Annotated in this window: 26 protein-coding genes; 12 read left to right on the top strand and 14 right to left on the bottom strand. The window is 69.4% G+C overall.

The genetic code is table 11. From position 1 onward, the window contains the following. The first annotated feature begins 129 nt into the window (after positions 1-129). The 4 genes from H2037_RS02285 to H2037_RS02270 all read left to right on the top strand — a co-directional run bounded on the left by H2037_RS02285 (position 130) and on the right by H2037_RS02270 (position 3,227). Positions 130-1,038, top strand: coding sequence for a LysR family transcriptional regulator (locus H2037_RS02285; RefSeq protein WP_292117217.1), 909 nt, complete (start codon positions 130-132; stop codon positions 1,036-1,038). Positions 1,039-1,210: 172 nt separating this feature from the next. Further along, positions 1,211-1,609, top strand: a complete 399-nt coding sequence (locus tag H2037_RS02280) for a LysR family transcriptional regulator (RefSeq protein ID WP_292117214.1) — start codon at positions 1,211-1,213, stop codon at positions 1,607-1,609. A gap of 125 nt (positions 1,610-1,734) precedes the next feature. Continuing rightward, the gene (locus H2037_RS02275; RefSeq protein ID WP_292117211.1) at positions 1,735-2,649 is read left to right on the top strand and encodes an XdhC family protein; all 915 of its coding nucleotides are present in this window, start codon (positions 1,735-1,737) and stop codon (positions 2,647-2,649) included. Further along, the gene (locus tag H2037_RS02270) at positions 2,646-3,227 is read left to right on the top strand and encodes a nucleotidyltransferase family protein (RefSeq protein ID WP_292117207.1); all 582 of its coding nucleotides are present in this window, start codon (positions 2,646-2,648) and stop codon (positions 3,225-3,227) included. The genes H2037_RS02275 and H2037_RS02270 overlap by 4 nt, the downstream gene beginning before the upstream one ends. 89 nt (positions 3,228-3,316) lie before the next feature. On the opposite strand, the gene H2037_RS02265 is transcribed toward H2037_RS02270, so the two are convergent. Both H2037_RS02265 and H2037_RS02260 read right to left on the bottom strand, forming a co-directional pair. Next, positions 3,317-3,859, bottom strand: coding sequence for a DUF305 domain-containing protein (locus H2037_RS02265; RefSeq protein ID WP_292117204.1), 543 nt, complete (start codon positions 3,857-3,859; stop codon positions 3,317-3,319). 282 nt (positions 3,860-4,141) lie between these two features. Beyond that, positions 4,142-5,035, bottom strand: a complete 894-nt coding sequence (locus H2037_RS02260) for a LysR family transcriptional regulator (RefSeq protein ID WP_292117202.1) — start codon at positions 5,033-5,035, stop codon at positions 4,142-4,144. A 103-nt stretch (positions 5,036-5,138) separates the two neighbouring features. On the opposite strand from H2037_RS02260, the gene H2037_RS02255 reads away from it, so the two are divergent. Both H2037_RS02255 and H2037_RS02250 read left to right on the top strand, forming a co-directional pair. Then, positions 5,139-6,011 carry an NmrA family NAD(P)-binding protein gene (locus H2037_RS02255; protein ID WP_292117200.1) on the top strand — a complete coding sequence of 291 codons (873 nt, stop codon included), beginning with the start codon at positions 5,139-5,141 and terminating at the stop codon, positions 6,009-6,011. A gap of 26 nt (positions 6,012-6,037) precedes the next feature. After that, on the top strand, positions 6,038-6,511 hold the full coding sequence (locus tag H2037_RS02250; RefSeq protein WP_292117197.1) for an AtaL-like protein: 474 nt from the start codon (positions 6,038-6,040) through the stop codon (positions 6,509-6,511). 133 nt (positions 6,512-6,644) lie between these two features. Here H2037_RS02250 and H2037_RS02245 read toward each other — a convergent pair whose 3' ends face one another. The 5 genes from H2037_RS02245 to H2037_RS02225 form a co-directional block, all read right to left on the bottom strand. After that, positions 6,645-8,798, bottom strand: a complete 2,154-nt coding sequence (locus tag H2037_RS02245; protein WP_292117194.1) for a xanthine dehydrogenase family protein molybdopterin-binding subunit — start codon at positions 8,796-8,798, stop codon at positions 6,645-6,647. A 1-nt stretch (position 8,799) separates the two neighbouring features. Next, a complete protein-coding gene (locus H2037_RS02240; protein WP_292117193.1) occupies positions 8,800-9,798 on the bottom strand; it encodes a xanthine dehydrogenase family protein subunit M in 999 nt (332 codons plus the stop codon). After that, complete coding sequence (locus H2037_RS02235; protein WP_292117191.1) at positions 9,798-10,427, bottom strand: (2Fe-2S)-binding protein; 630 nt, start codon at positions 10,425-10,427, stop codon at positions 9,798-9,800. Before H2037_RS02235 ends, H2037_RS02240 begins: the two co-directional genes overlap by 1 nt. 81 nt (positions 10,428-10,508) lie before the next feature. Continuing rightward, positions 10,509-11,468 carry an AraC family transcriptional regulator gene (locus tag H2037_RS02230; protein WP_292117188.1) on the bottom strand — a complete coding sequence of 320 codons (960 nt, stop codon included), beginning with the start codon at positions 11,466-11,468 and terminating at the stop codon, positions 10,509-10,511. A 127-nt stretch (positions 11,469-11,595) separates the two neighbouring features. After that, complete coding sequence (locus H2037_RS02225) at positions 11,596-12,090, bottom strand: DoxX family protein (protein ID WP_292117185.1); 495 nt, start codon at positions 12,088-12,090, stop codon at positions 11,596-11,598. Between the two features lie 134 nt (positions 12,091-12,224). On the opposite strand from H2037_RS02225, the gene H2037_RS02220 reads away from it, so the two are divergent. After that, positions 12,225-13,121, top strand: coding sequence for a LysR family transcriptional regulator (locus H2037_RS02220; RefSeq protein WP_292117182.1), 897 nt, complete (start codon positions 12,225-12,227; stop codon positions 13,119-13,121). A gap of 24 nt (positions 13,122-13,145) precedes the next feature. Here the strand turns inward: H2037_RS02220 and paoC are convergent, their stop codons facing one another. Genes paoC through paoA form a run of 3 tightly spaced genes read right to left on the bottom strand, consistent with a single transcriptional unit; the run spans position 13,146 to position 16,922 of the window. After that, entirely contained in the window at positions 13,146-15,341 is a 2,196-nt protein-coding gene (gene paoC, locus H2037_RS02215; protein ID WP_292117179.1) for an aldehyde oxidoreductase molybdenum-binding subunit PaoC, read from the bottom strand. Positions 15,342-15,345: 4 nt separating this feature from the next. Further along, on the bottom strand, positions 15,346-16,296 hold the full coding sequence (locus H2037_RS02210) for a xanthine dehydrogenase family protein subunit M (RefSeq protein ID WP_292117176.1): 951 nt from the start codon (positions 16,294-16,296) through the stop codon (positions 15,346-15,348). Further along, positions 16,293-16,922 carry an aldehyde dehydrogenase iron-sulfur subunit PaoA gene (paoA, locus tag H2037_RS02205; RefSeq protein WP_292117171.1) on the bottom strand — a complete coding sequence of 210 codons (630 nt, stop codon included), beginning with the start codon at positions 16,920-16,922 and terminating at the stop codon, positions 16,293-16,295. The genes H2037_RS02210 and paoA overlap by 4 nt, the downstream gene beginning before the upstream one ends. 361 nt (positions 16,923-17,283) lie before the next feature. Here paoA and H2037_RS02200 point away from each other — a divergent pair, with 361 nt between their 5' ends. From H2037_RS02200 to H2037_RS02190, 3 genes are read left to right on the top strand one after another with little or no spacing between them, the layout of a single operon-like run. Continuing rightward, positions 17,284-19,467 (top strand): xanthine dehydrogenase family protein molybdopterin-binding subunit, encoded by a 2,184-nt coding sequence (locus tag H2037_RS02200; protein ID WP_292117168.1) that lies wholly within the window; start codon positions 17,284-17,286, stop codon positions 19,465-19,467. A 3-nt stretch (positions 19,468-19,470) separates the two neighbouring features. After that, positions 19,471-19,929, top strand: coding sequence for a (2Fe-2S)-binding protein (locus H2037_RS02195; protein ID WP_292117165.1), 459 nt, complete (start codon positions 19,471-19,473; stop codon positions 19,927-19,929). A gap of 1 nt (position 19,930) precedes the next feature. Beyond that, on the top strand, positions 19,931-20,638 hold the full coding sequence (locus H2037_RS02190) for an Isoquinoline 1-oxidoreductase subunit (RefSeq protein ID WP_292117162.1): 708 nt from the start codon (positions 19,931-19,933) through the stop codon (positions 20,636-20,638). On the opposite strand, the gene H2037_RS02185 is transcribed toward H2037_RS02190, so the two are convergent. Next, a complete protein-coding gene (locus H2037_RS02185) occupies positions 20,635-21,102 on the bottom strand; it encodes a cupin domain-containing protein (protein ID WP_292117159.1) in 468 nt (155 codons plus the stop codon). The two genes, H2037_RS02190 and H2037_RS02185, sit on opposite strands and share 4 nt — an antisense overlap. 197 nt (positions 21,103-21,299) lie before the next feature. On the opposite strand from H2037_RS02185, the gene H2037_RS02180 reads away from it, so the two are divergent. Together H2037_RS02180 and H2037_RS02175 are read left to right on the top strand one after the other, a co-directional pair. Further along, a complete protein-coding gene (locus tag H2037_RS02180) occupies positions 21,300-22,208 on the top strand; it encodes a LysR family transcriptional regulator (RefSeq protein WP_292117156.1) in 909 nt (302 codons plus the stop codon). 110 nt (positions 22,209-22,318) lie between these two features. Further along, positions 22,319-23,524 (top strand): MFS transporter, encoded by a 1,206-nt coding sequence (locus H2037_RS02175; protein ID WP_292117152.1) that lies wholly within the window; start codon positions 22,319-22,321, stop codon positions 23,522-23,524. Between the two features lie 9 nt (positions 23,525-23,533). Here the strand turns inward: H2037_RS02175 and H2037_RS02170 are convergent, their stop codons facing one another. The 3 genes from H2037_RS02170 to H2037_RS02160 form a co-directional block, all read right to left on the bottom strand. After that, positions 23,534-24,577, bottom strand: a complete 1,044-nt coding sequence (locus H2037_RS02170; RefSeq protein ID WP_292117149.1) for a serine hydrolase — start codon at positions 24,575-24,577, stop codon at positions 23,534-23,536. Between the two features lie 151 nt (positions 24,578-24,728). Continuing rightward, complete coding sequence (locus H2037_RS02165) at positions 24,729-25,109, bottom strand: hypothetical protein (RefSeq protein WP_292117146.1); 381 nt, start codon at positions 25,107-25,109, stop codon at positions 24,729-24,731. Between the two features lie 217 nt (positions 25,110-25,326). Next, positions 25,327-26,358, bottom strand: a complete 1,032-nt coding sequence (locus H2037_RS02160) for an aldo/keto reductase (RefSeq protein WP_292117143.1) — start codon at positions 26,356-26,358, stop codon at positions 25,327-25,329. Positions 26,359-26,426: the final 68 nt, after the last annotated feature.

Here is a 26,426-nt window from a genome sequence, read left to right as displayed (position 1 = left end):
CTGCGTTCCTCTTGCATGGTGAAGAGGGGTTAGCGCGTCGAACGCTCGTGCGGTACGCTCAGCAGCCGCACTCGATCATTGCGCAAAATGCAATTGTCAGGTCATGGGTGCGGCCGCAGGAGCCTTCCCATGGCCGTTCCCGATCTCAGCCTTCTTCCGGCGCTTAACGCCCTGCTGACCGAAGTCAGCGTCGTCCGCGCCGCCCGCAAGATGGGTCTCAGTCCATCGGCGATGAGCCGCACCCTCGACCGACTGCGCGCCGCGACCGCGGACCCGCTCCTGGTCCGCGCCGGTCGTGGGCTGGTGCTGACGCCCCGGGCCGAAGCGTTGCGTGTTCAAGTCCGCCAGGTCACCCAGGAGGCCCTTTCGGTCTTTCAGCCCGGCGACGACGTTTTCGATCCCGCCGCGATCGAGAGGTCGTTCACGATCCGCGCCAACGACGGCTTCGTCGAAACGATGGGAGCCAGACTCCTCGCCGGCCTGAGGGCCGAGGCGCCCGGCGTGCGGCTTCGGTTCGCGCCCAAGCCCGACAAGGACGTTCGCGCCCTGCGTGAAGGCGACGTGGACCTGGAGATCGGCGTCCTCGGCGAAAGCGGGCCGGAGATCCGGATCCAGACGCTGTTCCGCGACAGATTCGTCGGCGTGGCGCGCAAGGGCCATCCCCTGCTGGCCGAGCCGATCACGCCCCAGCGATACGCCGCGTGCGAACACGTGGCCGCGTCGCGGCGCGGCGTGGCCGTCGGCCCGGTCGATCGTGCGCTCGCGGACCTGGGCTTGTCGCGAACCGTCATCGCCGTCGTCCCCGGCTTCGCCGCGGCCGTGGCCATCGCCGCCGCTTCAGACCTCGTCGCCCTGCTGCCCGCCTCCTACATGGCCGCTCGTCTCGGCGTCGGCGAATCCACGGGCTTGGTCGAGAGCTTTGATCTGCCGCTGGAGGTCGAAGGGATCACGGTTTCGCAGATGTGGCACCCGCGCCTCGACGCCGACGCGGGGCACCGTTGGCTTCGCGGCCATGTGCTGGATGCGATCGCGAGCTGATGAAGATCGACCGTTGATCGCCGCCGGCGACCCTCGCCAGGAGGCGAACCCGATTTGTGAAAGCGCGTCGGCGAGCCCGGCCGATCTTTCGCGGGTTTCGGTGCGTTCGTCCCAAACGCTTGTCCAATCCTCTTCCCGCCGCCCCGATGAGGCGTATAGGACGATCAGGCAAATGGGAGAGCCCGAGATGCTGGCGCAGGTCGGACCGGTCAAATTGCGACTTCAGGTGATGAGCGCCGGGACCGGCGCCATGGGCCCCGGCAAGGCGGCGGTTCTGGAAGCCATCCAGACCCACGGCTCGATCACGGCTGCGGGGCGGGCGCTCGGCATGAGCTACAAGCGCTGCTGGGCTCTGGTGGACGAAATGAACCGCTGCTGGCGGACGCCTCTCGTCACCGCCGTGCGCGGCGGTCCGACCCAGGGGGCCCTCCTCACCGACGAGGGGACCCTCGTTCTGGAGGCCTTTCGCGCTCTCGAGCAGCGCCTGACGGCGGCGACCCGCGAGGACCCGGCCTATGCGGCCCTCGTCGACAACCTGCGCGAAACCCCGCTTTCCCCGCCCGGCTCCTGACCGCTCTTCGTTTGGTCTCCCGGTCAGACCGATATATATGAGGCGCTATATCGGACCTCCGAGCGGTTCGGCCGTCGGCCGGCGCGCGCCGGCCGCGTCCGACAGGTCCAGCTGCGGGATGAGGGATGAGCGACTGGTATACCGCGGGCCTTGAGGACGACATGCGACCGCGCATGTTCGCGGCCGCCGATCGCGGCGAGCCCTTCGCGCTAATCACCATCACGTCGGCCGAGGGCGGCGGACCCCGCGGCGTCGGCGCCCAGATGGTGGTCACCCGGGACGACATGGGGGGATTTCTGTCCGGCGGCTGCATCGAGGCCGACGTCGCCCTGCACGGCCGCGAGGTGATAGCGGCCGGCCGACCGAGACGGGTCGTCTACGGGCGCGGCAGCCCCTATGTCGACACCCGCCTGCCCTGCGGCGGACGGCTGGACCTGCTGGTGGAGCCCGTCCTCCCCGACGACCCGGTGATCGCGGCGCTCAGAGGGGCCCGCGACCAGCGTCGTCTCGTCACCCTGATCTCCGACGGCGAACGACGCAGCGTCGTGGGCGGCCCGGCCGACCCTCCCGACCGCCTGCGCGACTACGCGCCGGTCCAGCGGCTGGTGGTCGTCGGCGCGGACGCCTTCGCCCTGGCCATGGCCTCGGCGGGTCTGGCCCAGGGCTGGCAGGTGACCCTGGTCCGTCCCAAGGGCCCAGAGACCCCGCCGCCGCTGGCCGTCGACTACCGGCGCGACGATCCCGCCGCGGCCCTTGCCGCCCTCGCGCCCGACCGATGGACGGCCGTCGCCATCGCCACCCATGACGCCGATCTCGACCACGAGGCCCTTGTGACCGCGCTCGGGCGGGACACCGGCTATGTCGGCGTGCTCGGCGCGCGCCGACGCCTGCCCGAACGCCTGGCCCGGCTGGAGGCGGACGGCGTCCCCACCGACGCCCTGAAACGGCTGCACGCTCCCATCGGCCTGAAGATCGCCGCCCGTGCGCCGCACGAGGTCGCCGCGGCCGTCGTCGGCGAGATCATCGGCACGCGGGCGTGACCCGGCACGCCTTGGTCTTGGCCGGCGGCGCGGGCCGACGGTTCGGCGGCGGCAAGCTCCTCGCCGACTGGCGCGGCCGGCCGCTGGTCCTCTGGTCCGTCGAGACCGCCCTCGCGGCGCCGGTCGACGACGTGGTCGTGGTGGTGGGGTGCCGGTCCGACGACGTCCGGGCCGCGCTCAACGCCCTGACCGATCCGAGACTGCGGATCGTGGAGGCGCCCGATTGGGACGACGGGCTGTCGGCCTCCCTCAGGGCCGGGGTCGAGGCCCTGCCCCCGGAGGCCGAAAGCCTGGCCGTCTTCCTCGGCGACATGCCCCTGGTCGACCCGTCCTCGGTCGCCCCCCTGATCGACGCCGTCGAGGCCGGAGCCGTCGCCGCGCGCCTCGACCATGCCGACGGGCCGGCCCATCCCATCGTCTTCGGACGCGCGTTCTTTCAGGACCTGCTGCGGACCCGCGGCGACCGGGGGGCGCGGTCCCTGCTCGCTGGGCGCGACGACGTCGCCGTCTTCACGACCGCGGACGACAGGGCGGTGTTCGACGTTGATCGTCCCGAAGATCTCGGCCGTCACCCCTGAGGCGACCGCCCCGCAAGCCTCTCCCCACTGAACGTACGGGCCGAGCCGTCTGGGTTCGGCCCCGCTTCGGCTTAAAGCCAACGGCGGTTTCAGCGTGTCGAGCCGCCGCTGAAGTCCGTCTCCGGCGGCGGCGGGGCGGCGGCGCGATCGCGATAGTCGGGAAGGTCTGGCGCGCCTTTCGGCGGGGGCGACGCCTCAAGCCGGGCGATCAGACGGTCCATCTCCGCGATCTCGCGCACCTGGGCGTCGATGATCCGGTCGGCAAGCAGTCTCACTTCCGGATCGCGGATGTGGGCCCGCTCGCTGGTCATGATGGCGATGGAATGGTGCGGGATCATCGCCTTCATGTAGGCCACGTCGCCGACCGTCTCCTGGCCGCGAACCAGCCACAAGGAACCCAAGGCGACCACGGCCGCCCCGGCTAGGATGCCGATCTTGAGCCGGCGGCCGTCGTACATCTTCCACATGAAGCCCAGCATGACGACGGCCATCACCGCCCCCATCAGCAGGGCCATCCACATCCGCGTCTGGCTGAACCGCACCTCTTCGACAGCATAGGTGTTCAAATACATCAGGCCGAACATCACCACCGTCGAGGTGGCGATCATCGCGCCGAAGCGTCGATAGGACATGGTTTTCCTCCGCACTGCGCCCGTGGGAGTCAGTGTGCGACGACTTGAACTGTTCCGACCGGATCAGGAGATGCGCTCGTGAAGCTCGATCGCTGTCAGACCGTAAACCAGGCCAAGGCTTCGCGCCGCACAGTCGTCGCCGCCATCGATTCGAGCCCGCCACTCTGCGCGCCCACGGCTGGCACATCGCCGGCGGCGGAGCCTTTTAGGTTTGCGGCAGCACCGCGCCAGTTGCGGACTCTGACTTCCTTACCGGAACGGGACATTCAAGTGGATCGCAAGCTAGTCGCCGGTGAAGGCTGCGAGTTCTTCCGGCGCGCCTGTTGGAAATGCAGTTCTGAGGTGTTCAAGGAAGGCCACCACCCTCGCACTGAGCAGCCGGCGCGACGGATAGAGGGCCCACAGCGCGATCTCAGGTCCCTCGACGTTACCCCACAGCACAAGCTTGCCGGACGCAAGGTCGCGGCTCACGAGCGAGATTGGTAGACGGGCCGCCCCTGCCCCGGCGCGCGCCGCGTCCCGAACCATGATCATGGATGACAAATTGAGGACCGGATTGATCTCGAAGGTCTCCCGCTTGCCAGAAGACTCTGTCGTCCAGCCTGGTCGCAGTCCGACAGACCCCCGAACCACCGCGCGAACTGGCGCATCGTCGATCGGACGCGCGAAGCCAGGCGCAGCGACGACCACGAGCCGGTCCCGCAGGAAGGCCCGCCCAACCAAGGTCTCATCCGCGTCCGGATTGACGCGGATAGCGAGGTCATAGCCCTCCTCTATCATGTCCACGGGTCGGTCTTCGGTCGTGACTTCCAGACTGACATCAGGGAAGCGCGCGGCGAAGTCCGCGGCGAGACGGCCCATGGCGACCTGCGAGAAGAGGAGCGGCGCGCTGATCCGCATCCGACCCCGTGGGGCATCTCCGGCCGAGGCGACGGTGGCGGCGGCTTCCTCAAGCTCAGTCAGAAGCGCGGCTGTCCGTCGGTGGAGAATCTGACCCTCCTGGGTGAGCTTGAGGGACCGTCCGCCGCGTTCGAACAGCCTCAGCCCAAGGGCCGCCTCTAGTTCCGCGACGCGACGCGACAGCGTCGCCTTGGGCCGGGATGACGCCCGGGCGGCGCGACCGAACCCTTCATGTCGTGCGACGAGGTTGAAGTCAGCGAGGGCCAGCAGGTCCATCTGTTCCACCTGTGAGACGGTTTGTCCCAAACTAGCGGCTATCGGATCAAATGTGGATCACTGATTTTGCGGGTGTTCCCATACCCCAACCCGGAGACCTTCAATGACCATCCTCGTTACCGGCGCCACCGGCCGTGTCGGCCGCCATGTCGTGCAGAATCTGATCGAGCGCGGCGCGGACGTCCGCGTTCTTGTGCGCGACGCCGCCAGGGCCGAGTTCCCCGCACAGGTCGAGGTCGCCCAAGGCGACATGCTCGACCTGGACGCCCTGCGCGCCGCCTTCACCGGCGTCCGCACCTTATTCCTGCTCAACGCAGTGGCCGCCGATGAATTCACTCAGGCGCTCATCACCCTGAACGTCGCCCGCGAAGCCGGGGTCGAGCGGGTCGTCTATCTGTCGGTCATTCACAGCGAGCGCTTCGTCAACGTCCCCCACTTCGCGGTGAAATCCGGGGCGGAACGGATGATCGAGCAGATGGGCTTCAGCGCCACCATCCTGCGCCCGGCCTACTTCATCGACAACGAAACGATGATCAAGGACGTCATCCTCGGCTATGGCGTCTATCCGATGCCCATCGGCGACAAGGGCGTGGCCATGGTCGACGCCCGCGACATTGCCGAAGTCGCAGCCATCGAACTGATCCGGCGCGATGCGGCCGACGATCGCCTGCCAATCACCACCCTCAACCTGGTCGGGCCCGACACCCTGACGGGAGAGAGCATCGCCGCCGTGTGGTCCGAAGTCCTCGGCCGGCCCATCGCCTATGGCGGGGATGACCCCACGGGCTTCGAGCAGAACCTGGCCACTCTGATGCCGAAGTGGATGGCCTACGAGATGCGCCTTATGGCCGAGCGCTACGTCAGCGACGGCATGGTCCCGGAGCCTGGCGACGTCGAGCGCCTGACCACCCTACTCGGCCGCCAGCTCCACACCTACCGCGACTTCGCCGCCCGTATCGCCGCCGACGCGGCCTGAACGCATCGACAACAAGGAGACATGACATGATCTACTCAACCGCCACCGTACCGGTGAACGCCGCCGGCGAGACCATACTGACCCGCGCACAAATCTGGGCCGGTCTGGAGCTCAAGGCGCGAGACGCCCGCCTCTTCCTTCCGGAAGGTCTGTGCACCCGCTGCGACGTAATCGAGGAAAGCCCGACCCACTTCGTGCGCGAGGCGACAATCGCTGGCGCCGACCTGCGCGAGATCATCACCCTCGAGCCGGAGCACAAGGTGACATTCTTCCAAGCGGCCGGGCCGCGCGAGGGCGCCATCGTCAACGAACTGTTCGAAGACGAGAACGGTGCCCTGCAACTGCGCTTCTATTGCTACCTCGGCCTGCGCGACCGGGCGGCCGGCGGTCCTGAGGAACAGGCCGAGCAAGCCCAGTTCGACAGCGAAAGCGGCTACAGGGCCGCACTTCTGTCAACACTCACGAGAACCCGCGAGCTGCTCACGCAAGGAAAGCTCTGATCTCCGTTGATGGAGCCTCGAAAGCCGAGGCTCCATCAACGGCAGGCCCGGGACGCGCCAGGAGGAGACTAGCCGCCCATTTCGCCAACGCGGAATGGTTCTCCCTCGGGTCCACGGCGGCGCCCCGCGTCGGTCAGAGGAGATCCTCGATCCTCATCGGCATCTTGCGCACGCGAACGCCCGTGGCGTGGAAGACCGCATTGGCGACTGCGCCTGCGACCCCGACCATGGCCACCTCGCCCAGTCCCTTGGCGCCGATCGCGTTGATCACCGGGTCGGGCTCATCGATCATGGCGACCTGGATGTCGCCGATGTCGGCGTTCACCGCGAGGACATAGTCGGCGAGGTCGTTGTTGAGCCAGCCGCCGTAGCGCGGATCGACCTCGGTCTCCTCGCGAAGCGCCGCGCTGATGCCCCAGATGACGCCGCCCCGGACCTGGCTCTCCGCGGTCCTCGGCGACACGACCCGGCCGCAGTCGACTACGCTGACGACGCGGGGCACGCGGATGCGGCGCGTCCGGGGCTCGACCCGGACCTCGACGAAGTGGGCGATGTAGCTGAAGCTGGTGAAGTCCGGATAGACCGGGCCGGAGAGGGCCATGCCCCCGGCCCGCAGGGTGGCGAGGTCCCTGGGTCCCTGTCCCGGCCCGACCCGGGAGATCTCCACCTCCACGAACGGGCGCCGGACGGCGGCCAGCTGCTGGTGCAGATTGCCGGAGACCGCCCGGCCCTGCAGGAGCTCGGCCATCCGCGCCTTGAGGGCGGCGGCGGCCTCCCCGGCGGCGGTCGCGCCGCTGGCCGTGCCCCAGGATCCCGCGGTCACGTGCTGGGCGGCCACCGAGGTGTCGCCGATGCGGATCTCGAGCTTGCGCGGATCGATGTCGAGCTCGCGGATCAGCACCTGTTCGAGGGTCGAGCGGATGCCCTGCCCCATCTCATGTGCCGTGGCCGAAAAGCGCGTCGTCCCGTCCGCGCTGACTCTGAGGGTCGCCTCGGCGGGGTGGGTCAGCACCGGATAGGCGCCGCTGGCCATGCCCCACCCGACCTGGACGCCGTCCTCGAGCACCATGGAGGCCGGCGCGAGCGGCCGACCCTGCCAGCCGAACCGTCGCGCGCCCTCGCGGATGCATTCGTTCAGATGGCGCGAGGACAGGGGCTTGTTGTGAATCGGATCGGTCGTCGCGTCATGGCGGAGCCGGAACTCGACCGGATCGACCCCGAGCTTGAGCGCCAGCTCGTCGACGGCGCTCTCCAGGGCGAAGGCCTGGGGGTGGGGATGGGGCGCCCGCATATAGCCCGGCGACTGGGTGTCGATACGGATGTTGGCGGCCGTGCCGAGATAGTTCTCCACCCCGTACATCTGGGTCGAGGATTCATGGTACTCGGGCGCGAACTGACCGTGCCGGGACTGCTGGTGATCCGCGTCGTAGCGGATGGCGACCAGCTTTCCGGCGGCGTCCGCCCCCAGCTCGATCCGGTGCCGGCTGCGCGGCCGGTAGGTGGCGTTGTGGAAGATCTGGGACCGGGGCACCACGATCTTGACCGGCCGTCCGATCAGAACCGCCGCCAGGGCCGCCAGGCTCGTCTGGCGCTGGGCGAAGCCCTTCTGTCCGAAGCCGCCGCCGACCGACGGACTGCTCACCACCACCTTGGCCGGGTCCAGCCGCAGATTGCCGACGATGGCGCCCTTGACCATGTTGCTGCCCTGGGTGCCCTCGTAGACCTGCAGCCGGCCGTCGGCCCAGACGGCCGTGGTGGACAGCATCTCGATCGGGTTGTGATGCTGGTTCGGGCTGAAATACTCGCCGCTCAGCCGCGTGACGGCGCCGGCCAGGGCGCCGTCCGCATTACCGGCCGTCACATCCTCCACGGGCTCACGCACCCCGCCTTCGCTGTCGATCAGCGGCGAGAATTCCGCCGCCTCATAGCGGACCCGCACGGCCTCCATGCCCTCGACCGCGGCCTCGTGGCTTTCGGCCACGACCAGGGCCACCGGCTCGCCCCGGTAGGAGATCCGGTCGACGATCATGGGCGGGGGCGGCGGGCCGCCGGGGCCGGGCGGAGGCGGCGGCGGACAGTCGGCCGCGGTCAGCACCCGCACGACGCCGGGCACGGCCAGGGCGGCTTCGGTCGAGACTGCGACCACGCGGCCCCGAGCAATCGTCGACGGCACCATCATGCCGTAGAGCAGGCCTTCGACCGCCACGTCGGCGGCGTACTTCAGACGGCCGGTGACCTTTTCCCGGGCGTCGACCCGGGGGCGGTTCGGAAAGGGGGCGGTGGTCATCTCAGGTCCTCCTCGCCGCGATCATCAGGGCGTCGGCGACGGTGCGCGCGCCCAGTTCGATCTTGAAGCCGTTGTGGTGTCCCGCGACGGCCCCGGCCAGGGCCGCATGGCCCGCCTCCATCGCCGTCTCCGGCGTCAGTCGGCGGCCGATCAGGCCCGCCTCGGCCGCCGACGCCCGCCATGGACGCGTCGCCACGCCGCCGAGCGCGATGCGCGCGGCCGTCACCCGGTCGCCGTCCATCTCCAGCGCGACGGCGGCGGAGGCCAGGGCGAAGGCGTAGCTCTCGCGGTCCCGGATCTTGTGATAGGTCGAGCGCCGTCCGGCCCGCGTCTTGGGCACGACGATGGCGGTGATCATCTCGCCCGGCTGGAGATTGAACTCCAGATGGGGCGTATCGCCCGGCAGGCGATAGAGCTGGTCGATCAGTACGGTTCGCCGTCCCGTCGGCCCCAGGACCTCGACTTGGGCGTCCAGCGCCGTCAGGGCCACCGGCCAGTCGCCCGGCGACACCGCATTGCAGTGGGCGCTCTGACCCAGAACAGCCTGACCACGATCGAGACCCTCGATAGCGGCGCAGCCGGAGCCCGGCTCACGCTTGTTGCACGGATAGGCGCCCGCCGGCCCGTTGCGGAAATACAGACAGCGCGTGCGCTGAAGTAGGTTGCCGCCCACGGTCGCCATATTGCGCAGCTGCTGCGAGGCTGCCTTGCTCAGACTCTCGGCCAGCACCGGATAGTCGCGCAGCACCACAGGGTGTGTGGCGATGGCGCTCATCGGCGCCATGGCCTCGAACCGGAGACGCCGCCCTCCGGTCTCGATCGCGTCAAGGCTGCGGATCGCGGTGACGTCGACGAGGTGTGCCGGCTGTTCGATGTTCAGCTTCATCAGGTCGAACAGGGTGGTGCCGCCGGCGATGTAGCGGGCTCCGGCGCCGGCCGCCGAGAAGGCCGCGACCGCCGCGTCGGGCGTTTCGGGCCGGGCGTAGGTGAAGCGGTGCATCAGCCCCTCCCCGTCTGGCGCGCGACATCCTGAATGGCGGCGACGATGCCGACATAGGCGCCGCAGCGGCAGATGTTGCCGCTCATATATTCGCGGATGCTCTCGGGGCTGGTGGCGTTGCCCTCGCCGACGCAGGCGATCGCGGCCATGATCTGGCCGGGCGTGCAGTAGCCGCACTGCAGGGCGTCATGGTCGATGAAGGCCTGCTGCATGGCGTGCAGACGCTCGCCGTCGGCGATCCCCTCGATGGTGGTCACCGCCCGGCCGTCGACCTTGGCGGCCAGAGTGAGGCAGGACGCCACCCGACGGCCGTCGACGTGAACCGTGCAGGCGCCGCACTGGCCGTGATCGCAACCCTTCTTCGCGCCGGTGAGGTGCAGGGTCTCGCGCAGCATGTCGAGCAGGGAGGTGCGGACGTCGATGCCCACCTCCACGGCCTCGCCGTTGATGATCGGCCGGATGGCGAGGTCGGCGCCGAAGGCCGGGGCCTGGACCGGCGCGGTCGGAAGCACGGTCTCCGCCCGCGCCGCGGGCGCCGCCAGCACGGCGGCGGCCACGCCGCCGACACCCAGGGCGCCCCGCCGGGTCAGTTCGAGATCGGGATCATCGGGTCGGTCGGTCGGGCGCATCGCGTCTTTCCTTGGTCGTGAGGGCGGTCGTAAGGCCGAAACCTAACCCGAAGCCGCCCGCCCCGTCCGACAGCGATCGTCTCAAAGGGCCGTGCGATCGTCCCGTCCGGTCTGCGAAAGGCGACGCCGGTAGTCCGTCGGGGCGTGGCCCGACCAGCGCCGGAACGCCTTGCTGAAGGCGGCCTCGGACTCATAGCCGGCCCCCGCCGCCAGCTCGGCGAGCGGAATCCGGCGCGTCGCCAGGTCGCCGGCGGCGCGGAACATCCGGTGCCGGGTCAGATAGTCCAGCGGCGCCTGGCCGGTGACGGCGCGGAACCGGGCGGCGAAGCGGGAGCGGGACATGCCGGCCTCCCGCGCGAGCAGCTCCACCGACCAGCGCCGCTCGGGCGCCCGGTGAATGGCCGACAGGGCCCCGGAGATCTCGGGATCGGCCAGTCCCTTCAGCCAGCCCAGCGGCGCGTCGCTCGAGGCCAGCTGCCGACGGACCACCTGGGCGAGGAGCAGGTCCGCGAGCTTGCCGCCGACGCCTTCCGCCCCGGGGGCGCGGGTGCGGATTTCCCTGTCCAGCAGTCCGGCCAGGGCCTGGAGATCGGCGTCCGAGGTCGCCACCATCAAGGCGGGCAGAGCCTCGAGCAGCAGGTTCGGACGAGGATCGTGAAAGGCGAAGACGCCCGAGATCAGCACGGTTTCCCGAGCGCCTTCACCCAGAACGAGATCGCAGGTCTTGAACCGGACGCCCGGGCTCCAGTGGCCGAGACCCTCGCGGGCGATCACCTCGCTCCACGGCCGCGTCCGCGCTCCCGGCGCGGACAGAAGCAGATGGGGATCGCCGTGGGACAGGACGGCGATGTCGCCTTCTCCCAGACGTCTGGGCTCGGCCTGCGGACCGGCGAGAACCCAAGCCTCTCCGCTCACCACCAGATGAAAAGGAGCGCCCTGAAGCTGCGACTTGGCGTATCCCCAGTCGCCTCTCAACGTCATGCGCGAGAAGACCACGCCCTGCAGGCGCAGATCCGAGAAGACGTCGTCAATCAGCGCCAATCCGCGCCTCCTTCACTCTGCGAGCGGCCGCACCGGACCGATCCTGTTCGCGGAACGCGCGCAACGCCAGAGGCGTGCCCGGGACCGCGTCCATCGGCCCCAATCGTCGGGCGGGGCGCAACAGCGCTCACAGTTCACACCCCAGAAGACGATCGACCGACCAGCGGCCGCCGCCCTGCAGGGCGATCCACAGGGCGATGAAGCCGAGGATCAGCGGATATTCGATGCCGCGATCGATCCACGGATAGGTCGGTCCCAGGGCCAGGCAGATGACCGCCATCTGCACCGCCAGCATGGGCGCGAAGAGGCGGGCGCCGAACCCGACCGCGACCGCAAGGCCGCCGAAGGTCTCCAGCAGGGCGACGAACAGCGCGAGCTGCGGCGCGAACGGCAGATCAAGGACCCGTCCGATCAGGGCGGTGGAGCCCGCCATCGGATCCGCCATCGAGCCGTGGGCGGTCCCGAGCAGCTTCGGCACGCCGTGGGTGACGATGGTCAGGCCGAAGGCCACCCGCAGCAGCGCGGACGAGATCGGGGCCATGGCGGCGTAGAAAGGCCCAAGAGAGGGGATGAGAAGACGGGCGTCTCGCGCGGCGAAGCCGGGCTGATCGGGGATGGACAAGGGGGCTCCTGAACGCCTGGGACGGGAGCTCAGGGTAACGGGTTCGCGCCACCCGACTAGTGAGCCATTTTCGACATCACTATTCCAATGAGCCCAACAATCTTCTATCGGCGCACATGGACCGGATCGACGTCATGCGCCTCTTCGTCCGCATCGTAGAGCGCGGCAGTTTTACGTCGGCGGCGGTCGATCTCGGTCTCCCGCGCGCCACCGCGACCACCGCGATCCAGCGGCTCGAGCGGGATCTCGGGGTCCGTCTGCTCGAGCGGACGACCCGGCGGGTCAGACCCACGCTCGACGGCGCCCTCTATCAGGAGCGCTGCGTCCAGCTTCTCGCCGACCTGGACGAGGCGGAGACCATTTTCCGCAATACTGAACCGCGCGGTCCCCTGCGCGTCGATCTCCAGGGGACCCTGGCCCGTTTCTTCGTGCTTCCGGCCCTGCCGGACTTCATCGCCCGGTATCCCGACATCATCCTGAACCTCAGCGAGGGCGACCGGATGGTCGATCTGGTCGCGGAAGGCGTGGACTGCGTCCTGCGCGCCGGCGACCTGCCGGATTCCGGCCTGGTCGGCCGCAAGGTGGCGAACTTCGAGCAGGTCACCCTGGCGAGCCCGGCCTATCTCGCCCGGCACGGCGAACCGTCGACGCCGGACGACCTCGAAGGGCATCTGATGGTCGCCTACACGGCGTCGGCCACCGGCAAGCCCTATCCGCTGGAGTTCGGGGACGGTCCGCACCTGCGCGAGATCCCCCTGCCCTACAAGATCGTGGTGCGCGGCGCCGAGACCTATACGGCCGCCGGTCGGGCGGGACTGGGCCTGATCCAGATCCCGCGCTACCGGGTCGTCCGCGAGATCGCGGCGGGCGCCTTCGTCCCGGTGCTCGTCGCGTCGCCGCCCCCGCCGATGCCGGTCTACGTCCTCTATCCGCAGAACCGGCATCTCTCGTCGCGCCTGCGCGTCTTCGTCGACTGGATCGCCGAGGTCTTCAGGCTCGCGGCCCCGGCCAGGCCCGGGCCGGACGACTGACGGGACCGACCGAGGCTGCCCGGATCAGGCGATCGCCGGCAGCCGGTCCAGATACTTGTCGAGCGTCAGCGGATAGTCGCGGATCCGAACGCCCGTCGCGTTGTAGACGGCGTTGGCGATGGCCGCCCCGACGCCGCACAGCCCCAGTTCGCCGACCCCCTTGGCCTTCATCGGCGAGGACTTGTCGTCGACCTCGTCCAGGAAGATCACCTCCTGATGCGGGATGTCGGCGTGGACCGGGACCTCGTAGCCGGCCAGGTCGTGATTGACGAAGAAGCCGTGCCGCGTGTCGACGGCCAGCTCCTCCATCAGGGCGGCGCCGACGCCCATGGTCATGGCGCCGATGACCTGGCTGCGCGCCGTCTTCGGGTTCAGGATCCGGCCCGCTGCGCAGACCGCCAGCATCCGCCGGATGCGGGTCTCGCCCGTGTAGCTGTCGACCCCCACCTCCACGAAATGGCCCGCGAAGGTGGATTGCTGGAACTTCTCGCCCAGATCGCCGAACTCGATGAAGTCCTCCGCCACGAGCGGGCCGTCGGACGCGACCGAGGCCAGGGTCGCGTTGCGGCGGCCCGCGCGGACGCGTCCGCCGGTGAAGGCCGCGTCCGCGGGATAGCCGAGACGCGCGATGATCTGTTCGCGCAGCTTCATGCAGGCCGCATAGACGCCGGCCGTCGAACTGTTGGCGCCCCACTGGCCGCCGGAGCCCGCGGCGGCGGGGAAGTCCGAGTCGCCCAGCCTGACCACGACCCGGTCGACATCGATCCCGAGGGTCTCGGCCGCCGTCTGGGCGACGATGGTGTAGGTGCCCGTCCCGATGTCGGTCATGTCGGTCTCGACGGTGACCATGCCTCGAGCGTCCAGATGGACCCGTGCGCCCGACTTCATGACGATGTTGTTGCGGAAGCCCGCCGCCATGCCGAGACCGATCAGCCAGCGCCCGTCACGAACACTCGCCGGCGTCGGGTTGCGGCGCGACCAGCCGAACCGCTCTGCGCCGGTCCGCAGACAGGCGACGAACTGACGGGTCGAGAAGGGCCGCTCCGGCTTTTCGGGATCCACCTGGGTGTCGTTGAGGATGCGGAACTCGACCGGGTCCATGTTCAGCTTCTCGGCCATCTCGTCCATGGCGATCTCGAGCGCCATCAGACCCGGCGCCTCGCCCGGCGCCCGCATGGCGTTGCCTTCCGGCAGATCGAGCACCGCCAGCTTCTGCGAGGTCATCCGATTGGCGCCGGCGTAGAGAAGCTTGGTCTGCTGGGTCGCGACCTCAGTACCGCCGCCCGGCAGGTCGCCGTTCCAGCTCTCGTGGCCGATGGCGGTGATCCGCCCGTCCCGTTCCGTCCCGATGCGGATCCGCTGGATCGTCGCGGGACGGTGGGTGGCGTTGTTGATCATCAGAGGACGCTGCATGGCCACCTTGACCGGTCGACCCGTCGCCTTCGACGCCAAAGCGGCCATGACGGCGTCGGACCGCACGAACAGCTTTCCGCCGAAGCCGCCGCCGATGTAGGGCGAGTCCAGCCGCACGTTCTCGGGCGGAATGCCGAAGATCTTGGCGACCTCGCCCTTGCCCCAGGCGATCATCTGGTTGGAGGTCCACAGGGTCAGCCTGTCGCCTTCCCAGGACGCCATGGTGGCCATGGGCTCCATCATGGCGTGGCTGTGATCCGGCGTGGTGTAGGTCTCGTCCAGGGTGACAGGCGCCGCGGCGAAGGCCCCCGCGAAATCGCCGGCCGAGGACTGTTCGGGTCCGCCCTTGGGGTCTCCCGCCCCGGCCTTGGCCTCGGCCAGGTCGAAGGCGCCCCGAGCCTTGACGTAGTCCGCCTCGACGAGCGCGGCCGCCGAGCGGGCCTGTTCGAAGCTCTCCGCCACGACCACGGCGATGGCCTGGTGATAGTGCTGGATGTCGGGCCCGCCGAGGAGTTTGGCGGTGTTGTAGTCGCCCTTGCCGACCGTCCCCGCATTCTCCGCCGTCACCACGGCCAGAACGCCGGGCGCCGACCGGGCCCGATCGGTGCGCAGACGCCGGATCCGCCCCTTGGCGATGGTCGCCCCGACAATATAGCCGTAGGCGGGCCGCGCCTCGACGTCGTGGCGTTCGTAGGCGTAGAGGGCCCGCCCGGTGGTCTTCAGGGGGCCGTCGATCCGGTTGATCGGCTTGCCCACCACCTTCAGCTGGTCGATCGCGTTCTGGCCCGCCGGCTGGTCGAACTTCATCGCCCTATCCTCTTGCGTCGCTGATGACGGCGGCGAGCGTCCGCTCCGCCAGGGTCACCTTGAAGGCGTTCTCATGCGTCGGTTGGGCGTCCGCCAGGGCGATCGCGGCCACGGCTCTCGCGCCCTGTGGCATCGCGGCCTCGGCCGCCTCCACCCGCCAGGGCTTGTGCGCCAGACCGCCGAAGGCGACCCGACCGCTTCCGTCCCGCTGAAGCACGGCGGCGACCGAGACCACGGCGAAGGCGTAGGAGGCGCGGTCGCGGACCTTGCGGTAGACATGGGTCCCGCCGATCGGCGCCGGCAGGGTCACGCCGGTGATCAGGTCGCCCGGCGGCAGAACGGTGTCGATATGCGGCCGGTCTTCCGGCAGGCGGTGGAACTCGGCCATCGGAATGGTCCGGGTCTCGCCCGCCGCATTCACCGTCTCCACCCGGGCGTCCAGCACCCGCATGGCCACGGCCATGTCGCTGGGATGGGTGGCGATGCAGTGGTCGCTGACGCCGATCACCGCCAGCTGGCGACTGAAGCCGCCGATCGCGGCGCATCCCGAACCGGGCTCGCGCTTGTTGCAGGCCTGGGCGGTGTCATAGAAATAGGGACAGCGGGTCCGCTGGAGCAGGTTTCCGGCGGTGGTCGCCTTGTTCCTCAGCTGCCCGGACGCCCCGGCCAGAAGCGCGCGGCTGAGGACGCCGTAGTCACGCCGGACGCGGGCGTCGCCGGCCAGGTCGGTGTTGGTGACGAGGGCGCCGATGTGCAGACCGCCCTCCGGCGTCGCCTCGATCCTGTCCAGACCCGCCGGACCGACGTCGATCAGATGCTGGGGCGTCTCGATCTGCAGCTTCATCAGATCGAGGAGATTGGTGCCGCCCGCGATGAATTTGGCGCCGGGCCTGGCCCGCGCCGCCAGGGCGGCCGCCGCCGGCGTAGTTGCGCGCTCGTAGGAGAAGGGCCTCATGCGCGCGCTCCTGCGACTTCCGCCATGGCCTCGGCGATGTTGGAATAGGCCCCGCAGCGACAGATATTGCCGCTCATCCGCTCGCGCATCTCCTCGTTCGTCGCCCGGGGTCGATCGGTCAGGCTGGCGGAGACATGGCTCGGCAGACCTTGGCGGATCTCCTCCAGCACGGCGACGGCGGAACAGATCTGTCCGGGCGTGCAGTAGCCGCACTGATAGCCGTCGTGCTTGACGAAGGCGGCCTGCATCGGATGCAGATCGTCCGGCGCCCCGAGGCCCTCGATGGTCGTCACCTTCGACCCCTCGTGCATCACCGCCAGGCTCAGGCACGAGTTGATGCGTTGGCCGTCGACGAGGACGGTGCAGCCGCCGCACTGACCATGGTCGCAACCCTTCTTGGTTCCCGTCAGATGCAGGTGCTCGCGCAACGCATCCAGCAGGGTCGTCCGAGTGTCCAGCTCCAGCGTCCGGTCCGTGCCGTTCACCTCGAGGGCCACCGTCATCCGGGTCGGCGGCGTATCCGGCGACGGCGTCTGGGCGTCGGCCGGCGATACAGTGGCGAGAGCCGCGCTCGCGCCTCCGACCATCAGCACGCCTCGACGGGAGAGTTCGAGTTCGCCGGCCATGGAGACCTCCATTCTGTGCGAGGGTTGGATTCAGCCGCTCCGGTCACCCGGCGGATAGTCGATCAGACTAGGGCAATCCCAAGGGAGTGCATACGTTCCGGCGATGAGCTGACTTCGATGACGCGGTGACTTCCACTCATCTGTATAGCCCCCGATATAGCCCGCAAACTACATCGGAACCCCACCTCGATACTGATCGCGAATGATTATCAATGGCTCGAATTTACGGGCTGCCGAGGCGTTGAGCGGCCACCGCACAGGAGGATCAGGCAAAGAACTCCTTTGATCCGATATATTGTCCCTGACCATCCCGGCCGATGCTGTACGGATTGGCGCAAGACGCGTCGAAGGGCCTTTCCCTGTGACCCGAACCCCGAAGTCCAAATCCATCGGCCCTGTCGCCACGGACAAACCCCGACGGCGGCTCTTCACGCGTCGCCGCGTCCTCACCACAGGCGGGGTGGTCGTGGGCGGCGCCCTGGTGCTCGGCACGGTGGGGGCGAACATCACCCGCATCCTCGGCGCCGGCGCGGTTCGGCCCGAGGACAGCCCGTTCGGCCCCTATCTTCGCATCGAGCCGGACGGCTCCGTCATCGTCGCCAACGCCTTCCAGGAAATGGGTCAGGGCATCCATGCCGGCCTCGCCGCCCTCGTGGCGGAGGAGCTCGACGCCGACTGGGACCGGGTCCGCGTGGAGGCCGCTCCGGCCAATGCGGCGGTGTACGGCCCCCAGATGACCGCAGGCTCAAGAACGATCGCCCAGTCCTGGGATCGCATGCGCAAGGTCGGCGCCGCGGCCCGGGCGATGCTGGTTCAGGCGGCCGCTGCCCAGTGGCGCGTTCCGACCAACAGCCTGACGGTCGCGGACGGCGTCGTGCGTCATGCGTCCTCCGGACGATCGGCGGGGTTCGGCGAACTCGCCGGGCCCGCCGCGGCCTTTGAGCCGCCGCAGGAGCCGACCCTCAAGACGCCGGACCAATTCACCCTGATCGGCACCCGGCGGGTCCGCCGTCTCGACAGCCGAGACAAGAGCACCGGCGCCACGATCTACACCCAGGACGTCCGTCTGCCGGGCATGCTGACCGCCATGGTGGCCCACTCGCCGCGCATCGGCGGTCGGCTGTCCCGGTTCGATGATCGCGACGCGCGACGCGTCCCCGGCGTCGTGGACGTTTTCGCCATCCCGACGGGCGTCGCCGTCGTCGCGGAGAACGCCTGGGCCGCCCGGAAGGGACGCGAGGCGCTCCGCATCCGGTGGGACGACCGCCGCGCCGAGCGCCGCTCGGACCCTGAAGTCGCGGCCTGGTACCGCGACATCGCCGATGGTCGCGTCGAGCACGGCTCCACCGCCTACGGGAACAAGGGGGACGCCGAGACGGCCTTCACCGGCGAGTTGTTCGAGACCTCCGTGGACCTTCCCTATCTGGCCCATGCGCCCATGGAGCCGATGAACTGTGTCGCCCAGGTCGACGGACCGAACGTGGTGATCCACTCCTCCACCCAGCTGCAGACGCCCGACCAGGTCTTCGTGGCCACGGCTCTGGGCACCGCGCCTGGTCTGGTGAACATCAACGTCCTGCCGGCCGGAGGATCCTTCGGACGTCGGGGCGTCATGGGCGCGGACTATTCCGTCGAGGCGGCGCGGATCGCGCGCCGGATGGAGGGGCGCCCCGTCAAGCTGCTCTGGAGTCGCGAGGACGACATGTCCGGCGGCTTCTACCGGCCGATGGCCCATCACAAGATGACGGTGGCGGTGGACGCGGAAGGATATCCGAAGGCCTGGCGTCACCGGACCGTCTGCCAGGCGTTGATCCCGGTGGGGCCGAACCATCAAGCGATCGAAGGCGTCGAACCCTCGCCCTATCTGGAGTTCGCAGAGACGGTCGATTGTCGCGTCTACAGTCCCAGGCTTCCCGTCTCCGTGGGGTTCTGGCGGTCGGTGGGCCACTCCCACACCTTCACGGCCATCGAACACGCCATCGACCAACTCGCGCGCCGGGCCGGGGTGGACCCCGCCGAGTATCGCCGACGCATCTACGCCAAGGTCAACGCCCGGCCGTATCTGGACGTGCTCAATCTGGCCTGCGAACGCGCGGGATGGGGACAGCCGATCGAGGCGGGATGGGCGCGGGGCCTGGCCGTCGGCCAGTGTTTCGGCACCACGGTGGCCCAGGTCGCCGAGGTGTCGCTGACGCCGAGCGGCCCGCGTGTCCGCCGCGTCGTCGCGGCTGTGCATTGCGGCATCGCCGTCGCCCCGGACCTGATCGCCGCCCAGATCGAAGGCGGGATCATCTATGGCCTAAGCGCCGGCCTCTACGGCCAGGTGCGTTTCCGCGACGGCGTCGTCCAGAACGACAACTTCAAGGACTACCGCACGGTGCGCATGCACGAAGCGCCCGAGATCGAGACCCATATCGTGCCCTCGGCGGAGCCGCCGACCGGCGTCGGCGAGCCCGGCACGCCGCTGATCACCCCCGCCGTCGCCAACGCCCTGCTCGTCCTGACGGGCCGGCCGACGCATCGACTGCCGTTCGTGGAGGCCTGAGGCATGCGCTACACCCTGAACATCAACGGCGCGTCCCATGGGGTGGACGCCGAGCCGGACATGCCCCTGCTCTGGGTCCTGCGCGATATCCTCGGCCTCACCGGCACGAAATACGGATGCGGCGTGGCCCAGTGCGGCGCCTGCACCGTCCATGTCGACGGCGAGCCCCGCCGGTCCTGCTCCCTGCCCATTTCTGCGCTCGACGGCGCCGTCACCACGATCGAGGGCGCCTCGGGTCCGGTCGCCGAAGCGCTCCAGGCGGCGTGGGTCGCGCGCGACGTGCCCCAGTGCGGCTTCTGCCAGTCCGGCCAGCTGATGAGCGCCATCGCCCTGATCAACGCCGTGCCCCGTCCGGACGACGACGACATCAACGCCGCGATGAACGGCAACATCTGCCGCTGCGGGACCTATATGCGCATCCGCGCCGCCATCAAGGACGCCGCCGCCGCGGCGGGAGGCTGATATGGCGCGCGAACCCGGTCGTCGAAACGTCCTGCGCCGCCACCCGATCCTGAGCGGCCTGGCCGTCCTCATCGTCGGCTTCGTCGCCTGGTCGTCGGTGAACAGCTACCTCCACCGTCCCGAACGCGAGAACATCGCTCCGGTCGAGGCCACGCCCGCGATCGCTCACCTGCAGCCCGTCGCCGCCTTCGCCAGCCTGCCCGACGACGCCAGCCGATCCGTCGCCCTCTTCAACGAGGCCGGCCGGGTGATCCAGCATCCTCGCTGCATGAACTGTCACCCGGTCGGCGACCGGCCGACGCAGGGCGACCGGATGACGCCTCATGAGCCGTGGGTGACGCGCGGCTCCGACGGTAACGGCGCGCCGGGTCTGGAGTGCAAGACCTGCCACGGCTTCAGCAATTTCGAGCCGTCCGGCGTGCCCGGCGATCCGCACTGGGCCCTGGCCCCTGCGTCCATGGCCTGGCAGGGCAAGACGCTTGGCGAGATCTGCCGGCAGATCAAGGATCGCACCCGCAACGGAGACCGCAACCTGAACGACCTCGTCCACCACATGGCCGAAGACGGACTTGTCGGATGGGCCTGGAATTCCGGCGGCGACCGGACGCCGGCGCCCGGCACCCAGGAGGAGTTTGGCGCTCTCATCCGCGCCTGGGTCGAAACCGGAGCCGAATGCCCTGCGGACGCGTCCGCCGCCCTCCGGCGCTAGTCCGTCGCCGGGCCTGCCAGATACTGCGCGTCCGTGACCTTCTCCATCCAGGTCACGGGCGAGCCGTCGAGGCTTTCCTGGATGGCGATGTGGGTCATGGCTTCATGCGGGGTCGCCCCGTGCCAGTGTCTGCGATCGGCCGGGCACCACAGGATGTCTCCAGCCCGGAACTCGTGGATCGGCCCGCCCTCGACTTGGGTCCAGCCGACGCCCTCGGTGACGATGAGGGTCTGACCCAGGGGGTGGGTGTGCCAAGCCGTGCGTGCGCCGGGTTCGAAGCGCACGACGGCGCCGCCGACGCGGGAGGGCGCCTCCCTCTGGAACTGTCCGGAAATGGTCACCGCGCCGGTGAACCAGGCGTCCGGCCCGGGCTGTACCGTCTGATCGTGCCGCCTGACGATCTGCATGTCCTGCCTTTCGATCTGAGGCTCGCCTGCGAGAGGCGCGAGGGTGAGAGTCGCCATGAGGGCTCCGACGGTTTGCATCTTCAATCTCCCGAATGACGGCCAGCCTAGGGCGTCGAGGCGTCGTCGGGCGCCCACGGGCGCGGCAACGGGTCGATGAAGTCCGCTCAGTGATCCAAAGCCCCGCGGCCGAGGTCGCTGTCCCGATCCCGGCGTCGAGAGGCCGACGGGACGACGCAGAGATGCTAGAAGACGGCATGCAACTTCGCCGTTCCGACTTCGCCGACCTGACCTATTTCCTGGAGATTGCGCGGCAGCGCAGCTTCAGACGGGCCGGCGTCGAGCTCGGCGTGGGCGCCTCCGCCCTGAGCCATTCGATGCGGGCGCTTGAGGAACGCCTCGGCGTTCGCCTGCTCAACCGCACAAGCCGCAGCGTGACCCTGACCGCCGCCGGCGAAGCCCTGCAGGCCGCGATCGGGGAACCCTATGACGCCATCGGACGGGCGGTGGACGTCCTCAACCGCTATCGGGACGACCCGATGGGCCGCGTCCGCCTCAGCGTGCCGACCGACGCGGCCGAGCATCTCGTGGCGCCGATCATCGGGACCTTCCTGGAGCGCTATCCGGACGTCGAAATCGAGATCTCCGTCAACAACCGCCTGATCGACGTCGTGGAGTCCGGCTTCGACGCCGGCATCCGCTACGGCGGCACTGTGCCCGAGGACATGATCGCGCAGCGGCTGTCCGCCGACATCCGCTGGGTGGTCGTGGCCGCCCCCGCCTACCTGGAACGCTGCGGAACGCCTGTCACGCCGCACGACCTGGCGCGTCACGCCTGCGTTCGCATCCGCATCGGCGACGATCGCATCTATCGCTGGGAGTTCGAACGCGGCGACGAGCGGATCGAGGTCGATGCGCCGGGCGCCCTGCTGATCGACAACGGCGTGATCGGTCTGGCGGCGGCCAGGCAGGGCGCCGGCCTGATCTATGTGGCGGAGCCGATGGTAAGGGCGGACCTCGCCTCCGGCGCCCTGATCACCGTTCTGGACGACTGGAGCTCGACCAGTCCGGGCTATCAGATCTACTACTCCAGCCGCCGCCAGGTGCCCAACGCCCTGCGCCTGTTCATCGACCTGGTGCGGGAACTGCGACCGCTGGGGCTCTGATCCCAAGGATGAGCTCCGCGCATCGTCCCGTTCACCGCCGGCGGGCTGATCACGCGAGGCTGTGACCGCTACACCGACGCCGGCGCCGCTCCAGGCGCGGCGAGCGAACCATGACGGCCTACACCTTCCCGACCGATGACAGGCCCGCCCGCTGGGGCGCGGTCTTCGCCCTGACCCTCTGCGTCTCGACGCTGATCGCCTCCGAGTTCATGCCCGTCAGCCTGCTGACGCCCGTGGCCGCCGATCTTCAGGTCACCGAAGGGCAGGCCGGACAGGCGATCGCGGTTTCGGGCCTGTTCGCCGTCCTGACCAGTTTGCTGATCGCCACGGTTTCCCGCGGCGTTGATCGGCGGCGCCTGCTCCTGGGGCTTACCGGCCTTATGCTGGCGTCGGGCCTGATCGTGGCGCTTGCGCCCTCTTATGCGGTCCTGATGGTCGGTCGGGCGATGCTGGGCGTCGTGATCGGCGGCTTCTGGTCCCTGTCGACCGCCGTGGTCATGCAGCTGGTTCCAGCCAAAGACCTGCCCAAAGGGCTCGCGCTGCTCAACGGCGGCAACGCGCTGGCCACGACCATCGCCGCTCCGCTCGGCAGCTTCCTCGGCCAGTTCATCGGTTGGCGCGGCGCCTTTTTCATCGTCGTCCCCCTCGCCGCCATCGTGCTGGTCTGGCAGTTCCTCAGCCTGCCTTCGATGCCTTCTGACCGCCGCGCGACCAGAGCCAACGCCCTGGCGCTTCTGCGCCGTCGCGAGGCGGCCATCGGTATCGCCGGCGTGACCCTCCTGTTCATGGGTCAGTTCGCCCTCTTCACCTATCTCCGGCCCTTCCTGGAGACGACCACGGGGGTCAGCGTGTCGGTTCTGTCGCTGATCCTGCTGATCATGGGGCTGGCGGGCGCCGTCGGCAGCGCGCTCATTCCGAAGCTCATCGCGCGAAGCCTCAGGACGGCGCTCGTCGCGGCCCCGACCGGGCTCGCCGTGATCGGCCTGGCCCTCATCGGCCTCGGCCGTGACGGCCTGGCGACCGGAATACTCCTCGCGCTGTGGGGGCTGGTGGGCACGGCCGCGCCCGTGGCCTGGTGGACCTGGCTCAGCCGAACGCTTCCGGACGACGCCGAGGCCGGTGGCGGCCTGATGGTCGCTGCGATCCAGCTCGCCATCACCCTCGGCGCCGCGGCGGGCGGTCTCCTGTTCGACGCCGGCGGTTACCGGGCGACCTTCGGGGCATCGGCCCTGATCCTGTTGGCCGCAGCCGCCGTCTCGTCCATTGCACCGCTTAGCGATCGAAGCGCCGACGCCGCGGCACGCACGACGGCGTGAGACATCCGCCTAGGCGCCGCGACGGGCCGCAGGGATCAGCCCGACGTCCAGCAGCCGGTGCAGCGCGTCCACATGACCGTCGCGCGCCGCGACCGGCTCCGGACTGGAGGTCATGACCACGGTCAGGTCGAGATCAGGGGTCACGAAGATCATCTGGCCGCCGTAGCCCCAGGCGAAGAAGACGTCGTGCGCGCCGCTGCGCCTGATCCACCAGCCGTATCCATAGGGGTTGCCGCTCCAGCGGGAGGTTCCGCGCCCGCGCCATGAGGTTTCCACCCAGCCCTCGGGAAGAGCCCGCGCGCCGCCGTGCAGACCGTCGTTGCGATAGAGCTCGCCGAACGCCAACAGGGCGCGCGGCGACAGCCGCATGTCGTTGCCCCCGAAATAAATCCCCTGCGGATCGGCGGGCCAGGACGGAATCTCGATGTCGAGGGCCTCGCCCAGCGTCTCGCGCGCCAGGGCCAGGGTCGACCGGCCGGCGGCCCGCGTGAGCACGGCCGACAGCAGATGCGAGGTTCCGGTCGAATAGATCATCCGGCCGCCCGGGTCGGCCTCGAAGGGCTGGGCCAGGGCGTAGCGCACCCAGTGCGAGCTGGAGACCCAGGCCCCGTAGTCGGCCCCCGAGGTCGATCCCAACCCGGCCTGCATCGACAGGAGGTGGCCGACCGTCAACGTCGCCAGCCTCGGATCCGGATCGGCGGGAAACCGGTCGCCGAGGAAGGGCGCGATCAACTGGTCGGGGCCGGCCAGAACTCCGCGTCCGATCGCCATCCCGGCGATCCCCGCCAGGACCGACTTGGATGCGGACTTGATGTTGACCGGCGTCTCGAGAGCCGGTCCGCGGAACACCTGCTCCGCCTGGACGACGCCATCGCGCGCCACGATGATCGCGTGGAGCTTCGGCACGGTCGCCGCCGCTTCCAGCGTCTGCGCCAGGAGCGCGGGATCCATCCCCGTCGTGGCCCGAGACGAGGGCACGGCCGGCAAGGCGTCGCCGCAGGCGGCTAGACCGGTCGCGCCCAGGCCTGCGGCCAAAAGCTCGCGGCGGATCACGGCGCGCGTCTGCCGTGTCGGAACCGATCCATCTGGTCTCCTGCAGCCAGGCACGCATGATCGTCGCGCCGGTAGACCAAGCCGCGCAACCGCATTTCGGTTCACGGCCGGAGCCCTTCCGGGACGCCGTGACGCAGCCTGGAGCCGACGTTCAGTTCCGCGGGCTGGCGGTCATCGTGACCGAGACCTCGGCCGGATAGCTCCACATCGCGCCCGAGATGCCGTCGACGGCGTAGCCGATCGGCGACTGGATCCGGGACCGCGACGAGAAGGCGGACGACACCTGCGCCACGCCGGGCTCGAAGCCGGAGCGCTCGCAACGGACCTCCAGCGCGCTCCGCGCTCGGGAGATCTGTACGCTCCCCGGCGTGGTGACCCGGCCGACGACGCGGCCGCTCTCGTTGGTGATGACGCACTGCGCTCCGTCAGCGTTCGGAGTCGCGACGGCGAGGGTCTGGCTCGTCCCCTGGGTGACGGTGGTGCAGGCCCCCGTGAGGGCGACCAGCGAGAGACACAGCAAGGGCCTGAGCATGAGGGCGTCTCCAGAAGCGGCCGTCTGTTCCGGCCCCGAGTTGACCGCCGATCCGCATCGACCGGCTTGTGAACTCCGGTTCTACGAGGGCGGTCCGGCGGCGGACATGCCGGAACTTCCGCATAAGATGCCTCATCCTCCGCTCAGCTTCGCGCCCCCGGAAAGGGAGCGGCGTCTCCTGTTCCTTCCATCGCCGGTGAGCCAATCCGCCGGTGCTTCAGGCCGCCGCCCGCCCCGACGCCTCGCGACGGCGCGCCTTCGGGTCCTTCAGCGACGGCGGCACATAGTTGGCGTCGTTGGGCCCGATGTCGCCGCCCGGCGGGGCGATCCGGTCGATCTCGTCCAGCAGGCCGTCGTCGAGGGCGACACCGGCTCCGGCCAGATAGTCCTCCAGCTGCTCCATGGTGCGCGGTCCGATGATCGCCGAGGTGACCCCCGGGTGGGCCATGACAAAGGCCACCGCCATGTGCGCCAGGCTCAGACCGGCCTGTTCGGCCAGCGGGATCAACCGCTCGACGGCGTCGAGCTGGCCCGCATCTCGCATCTGGTTGGGGAAGTAGCGGGCGCGCAGGGTGTCGGGCGTCTCCTCGCCTTTTCGATACTTGCCGGTGAGCATGCCCTTGGCGAGCGGGCTCCAGACCAGGGCGCCCATGCCGTAGCGTTCGCACACCGGCAGCACCTCGCGTTCGATGCCCCGGTTCAGGATCGAGTACGGCGGCTGTTCGGTGCGAAAGCGCGCCAGCCCACGCCGTTCGGCGACCCACTGGGCCTCGACGATGTCGGAGGCCGGGAAGGTCGAGGAGCCGATCGCCCGGATCTTGCCCGCGCGCATCAGGTCCGTCAGGACGGACAGGGTCTCCTCGATGTCCGTCTCCGGCGACGGACGGTGGATCTGATAGAGGTCGATGTGATCGGTCTGCAGCCGCTGGAGGGAGGCCTCGACGGCGCGCGTGATCCAGCGACGGGAGTTACCCTGCATGTTCGGATCGTCGCCCATGGGCAGATGCACCTTGGTGGCGAGCACCACGTCGTCGCGCCGGCCTTTCAGCGCCTTGCCGACCACGGTTTCCGACTCCCCCCGGCTATAGCCATCCGCGGTGTCGATGAAGTTGATCCCGGCGCCGAGGGCCCGGTGGATCATGCGGATCCCGTCGTCATGGTCGGGGGATCCGGGCGAGCCGAACATCATCGCGCCGAGGCAATACGGGCTGACCTTGATGCCGGTGCGTCCGAGAGGGCGATACTGCATGACGGGAATCCTTCCTGAGGGCTGGCCGCATTCGCGTTCGCGCGGTAGAACACGAAACGGAACGGCAT

The sequence above is a fragment of the Brevundimonas sp. genome, assembly GCF_013912065.1.
GTDB lineage: Bacteria > Pseudomonadota > Alphaproteobacteria > Caulobacterales > Caulobacteraceae > Brevundimonas.
The sequence above is the reverse complement of the archived record's forward strand: the minus strand, read 5'-3'. Positions and strand labels throughout refer to the sequence as shown.

Bases quoted from the DNA above. Each gene is read 5' to 3' on its own strand.
- H2037_RS02210 (WP_292117176.1), bottom strand. From the start codon at position 16,296: ATGAGGCCCTTCTCCTACGAGCGCGCAACTACGCCGGCGGCGGCCGCC.
- H2037_RS02160 (WP_292117143.1), bottom strand. From the start codon at position 26,358: ATGCAGTATCGCCCTCTCGGACGCACCGGCATCAAGGTCAGCCCGTAT.
- H2037_RS02175 (WP_292117152.1), top strand. From the start codon at position 22,319: ATGACGGCCTACACCTTCCCGACCGATGACAGGCCCGCCCGCTGGGGC.
- H2037_RS02235 (WP_292117191.1), bottom strand. From the start codon at position 10,427: ATGCGCCCGACCGACCGACCCGATGATCCCGATCTCGAACTGACCCGG.
- H2037_RS02195 (WP_292117165.1), top strand. From the start codon at position 19,471: ATGCGCTACACCCTGAACATCAACGGCGCGTCCCATGGGGTGGACGCC.
- H2037_RS02185 (WP_292117159.1), bottom strand. From the start codon at position 21,102: ATGGCGACTCTCACCCTCGCGCCTCTCGCAGGCGAGCCTCAGATCGAA.
- H2037_RS02275 (WP_292117211.1), top strand. From the start codon at position 1,735: ATGAGCGACTGGTATACCGCGGGCCTTGAGGACGACATGCGACCGCGC.
- H2037_RS02280 (WP_292117214.1), top strand. From the start codon at position 1,211: ATGGGAGAGCCCGAGATGCTGGCGCAGGTCGGACCGGTCAAATTGCGA.
- paoA (WP_292117171.1), bottom strand. From the start codon at position 16,922: ATGGCCGGCGAACTCGAACTCTCCCGTCGAGGCGTGCTGATGGTCGGA.
- H2037_RS02250 (WP_292117197.1), top strand. From the start codon at position 6,038: ATGATCTACTCAACCGCCACCGTACCGGTGAACGCCGCCGGCGAGACC.
- H2037_RS02165 (WP_292117146.1), bottom strand. From the start codon at position 25,109: ATGCTCAGGCCCTTGCTGTGTCTCTCGCTGGTCGCCCTCACGGGGGCC.
- H2037_RS02265 (WP_292117204.1), bottom strand. From the start codon at position 3,859: ATGTCCTATCGACGCTTCGGCGCGATGATCGCCACCTCGACGGTGGTG.
- H2037_RS02260 (WP_292117202.1), bottom strand. From the start codon at position 5,035: ATGGACCTGCTGGCCCTCGCTGACTTCAACCTCGTCGCACGACATGAA.
- H2037_RS02255 (WP_292117200.1), top strand. From the start codon at position 5,139: ATGACCATCCTCGTTACCGGCGCCACCGGCCGTGTCGGCCGCCATGTC.
- paoC (WP_292117179.1), bottom strand. From the start codon at position 15,341: ATGAAGTTCGACCAGCCGGCGGGCCAGAACGCGATCGACCAGCTGAAG.
- H2037_RS02220 (WP_292117182.1), top strand. From the start codon at position 12,225: ATGCGCCTCTTCGTCCGCATCGTAGAGCGCGGCAGTTTTACGTCGGCG.
- H2037_RS02285 (WP_292117217.1), top strand. From the start codon at position 130: ATGGCCGTTCCCGATCTCAGCCTTCTTCCGGCGCTTAACGCCCTGCTG.
- H2037_RS02245 (WP_292117194.1), bottom strand. From the start codon at position 8,798: ATGACCACCGCCCCCTTTCCGAACCGCCCCCGGGTCGACGCCCGGGAA.
- H2037_RS02240 (WP_292117193.1), bottom strand. From the start codon at position 9,798: ATGCACCGCTTCACCTACGCCCGGCCCGAAACGCCCGACGCGGCGGTC.
- H2037_RS02190 (WP_292117162.1), top strand. From the start codon at position 19,931: ATGGCGCGCGAACCCGGTCGTCGAAACGTCCTGCGCCGCCACCCGATC.
- H2037_RS02180 (WP_292117156.1), top strand. From the start codon at position 21,300: ATGCAACTTCGCCGTTCCGACTTCGCCGACCTGACCTATTTCCTGGAG.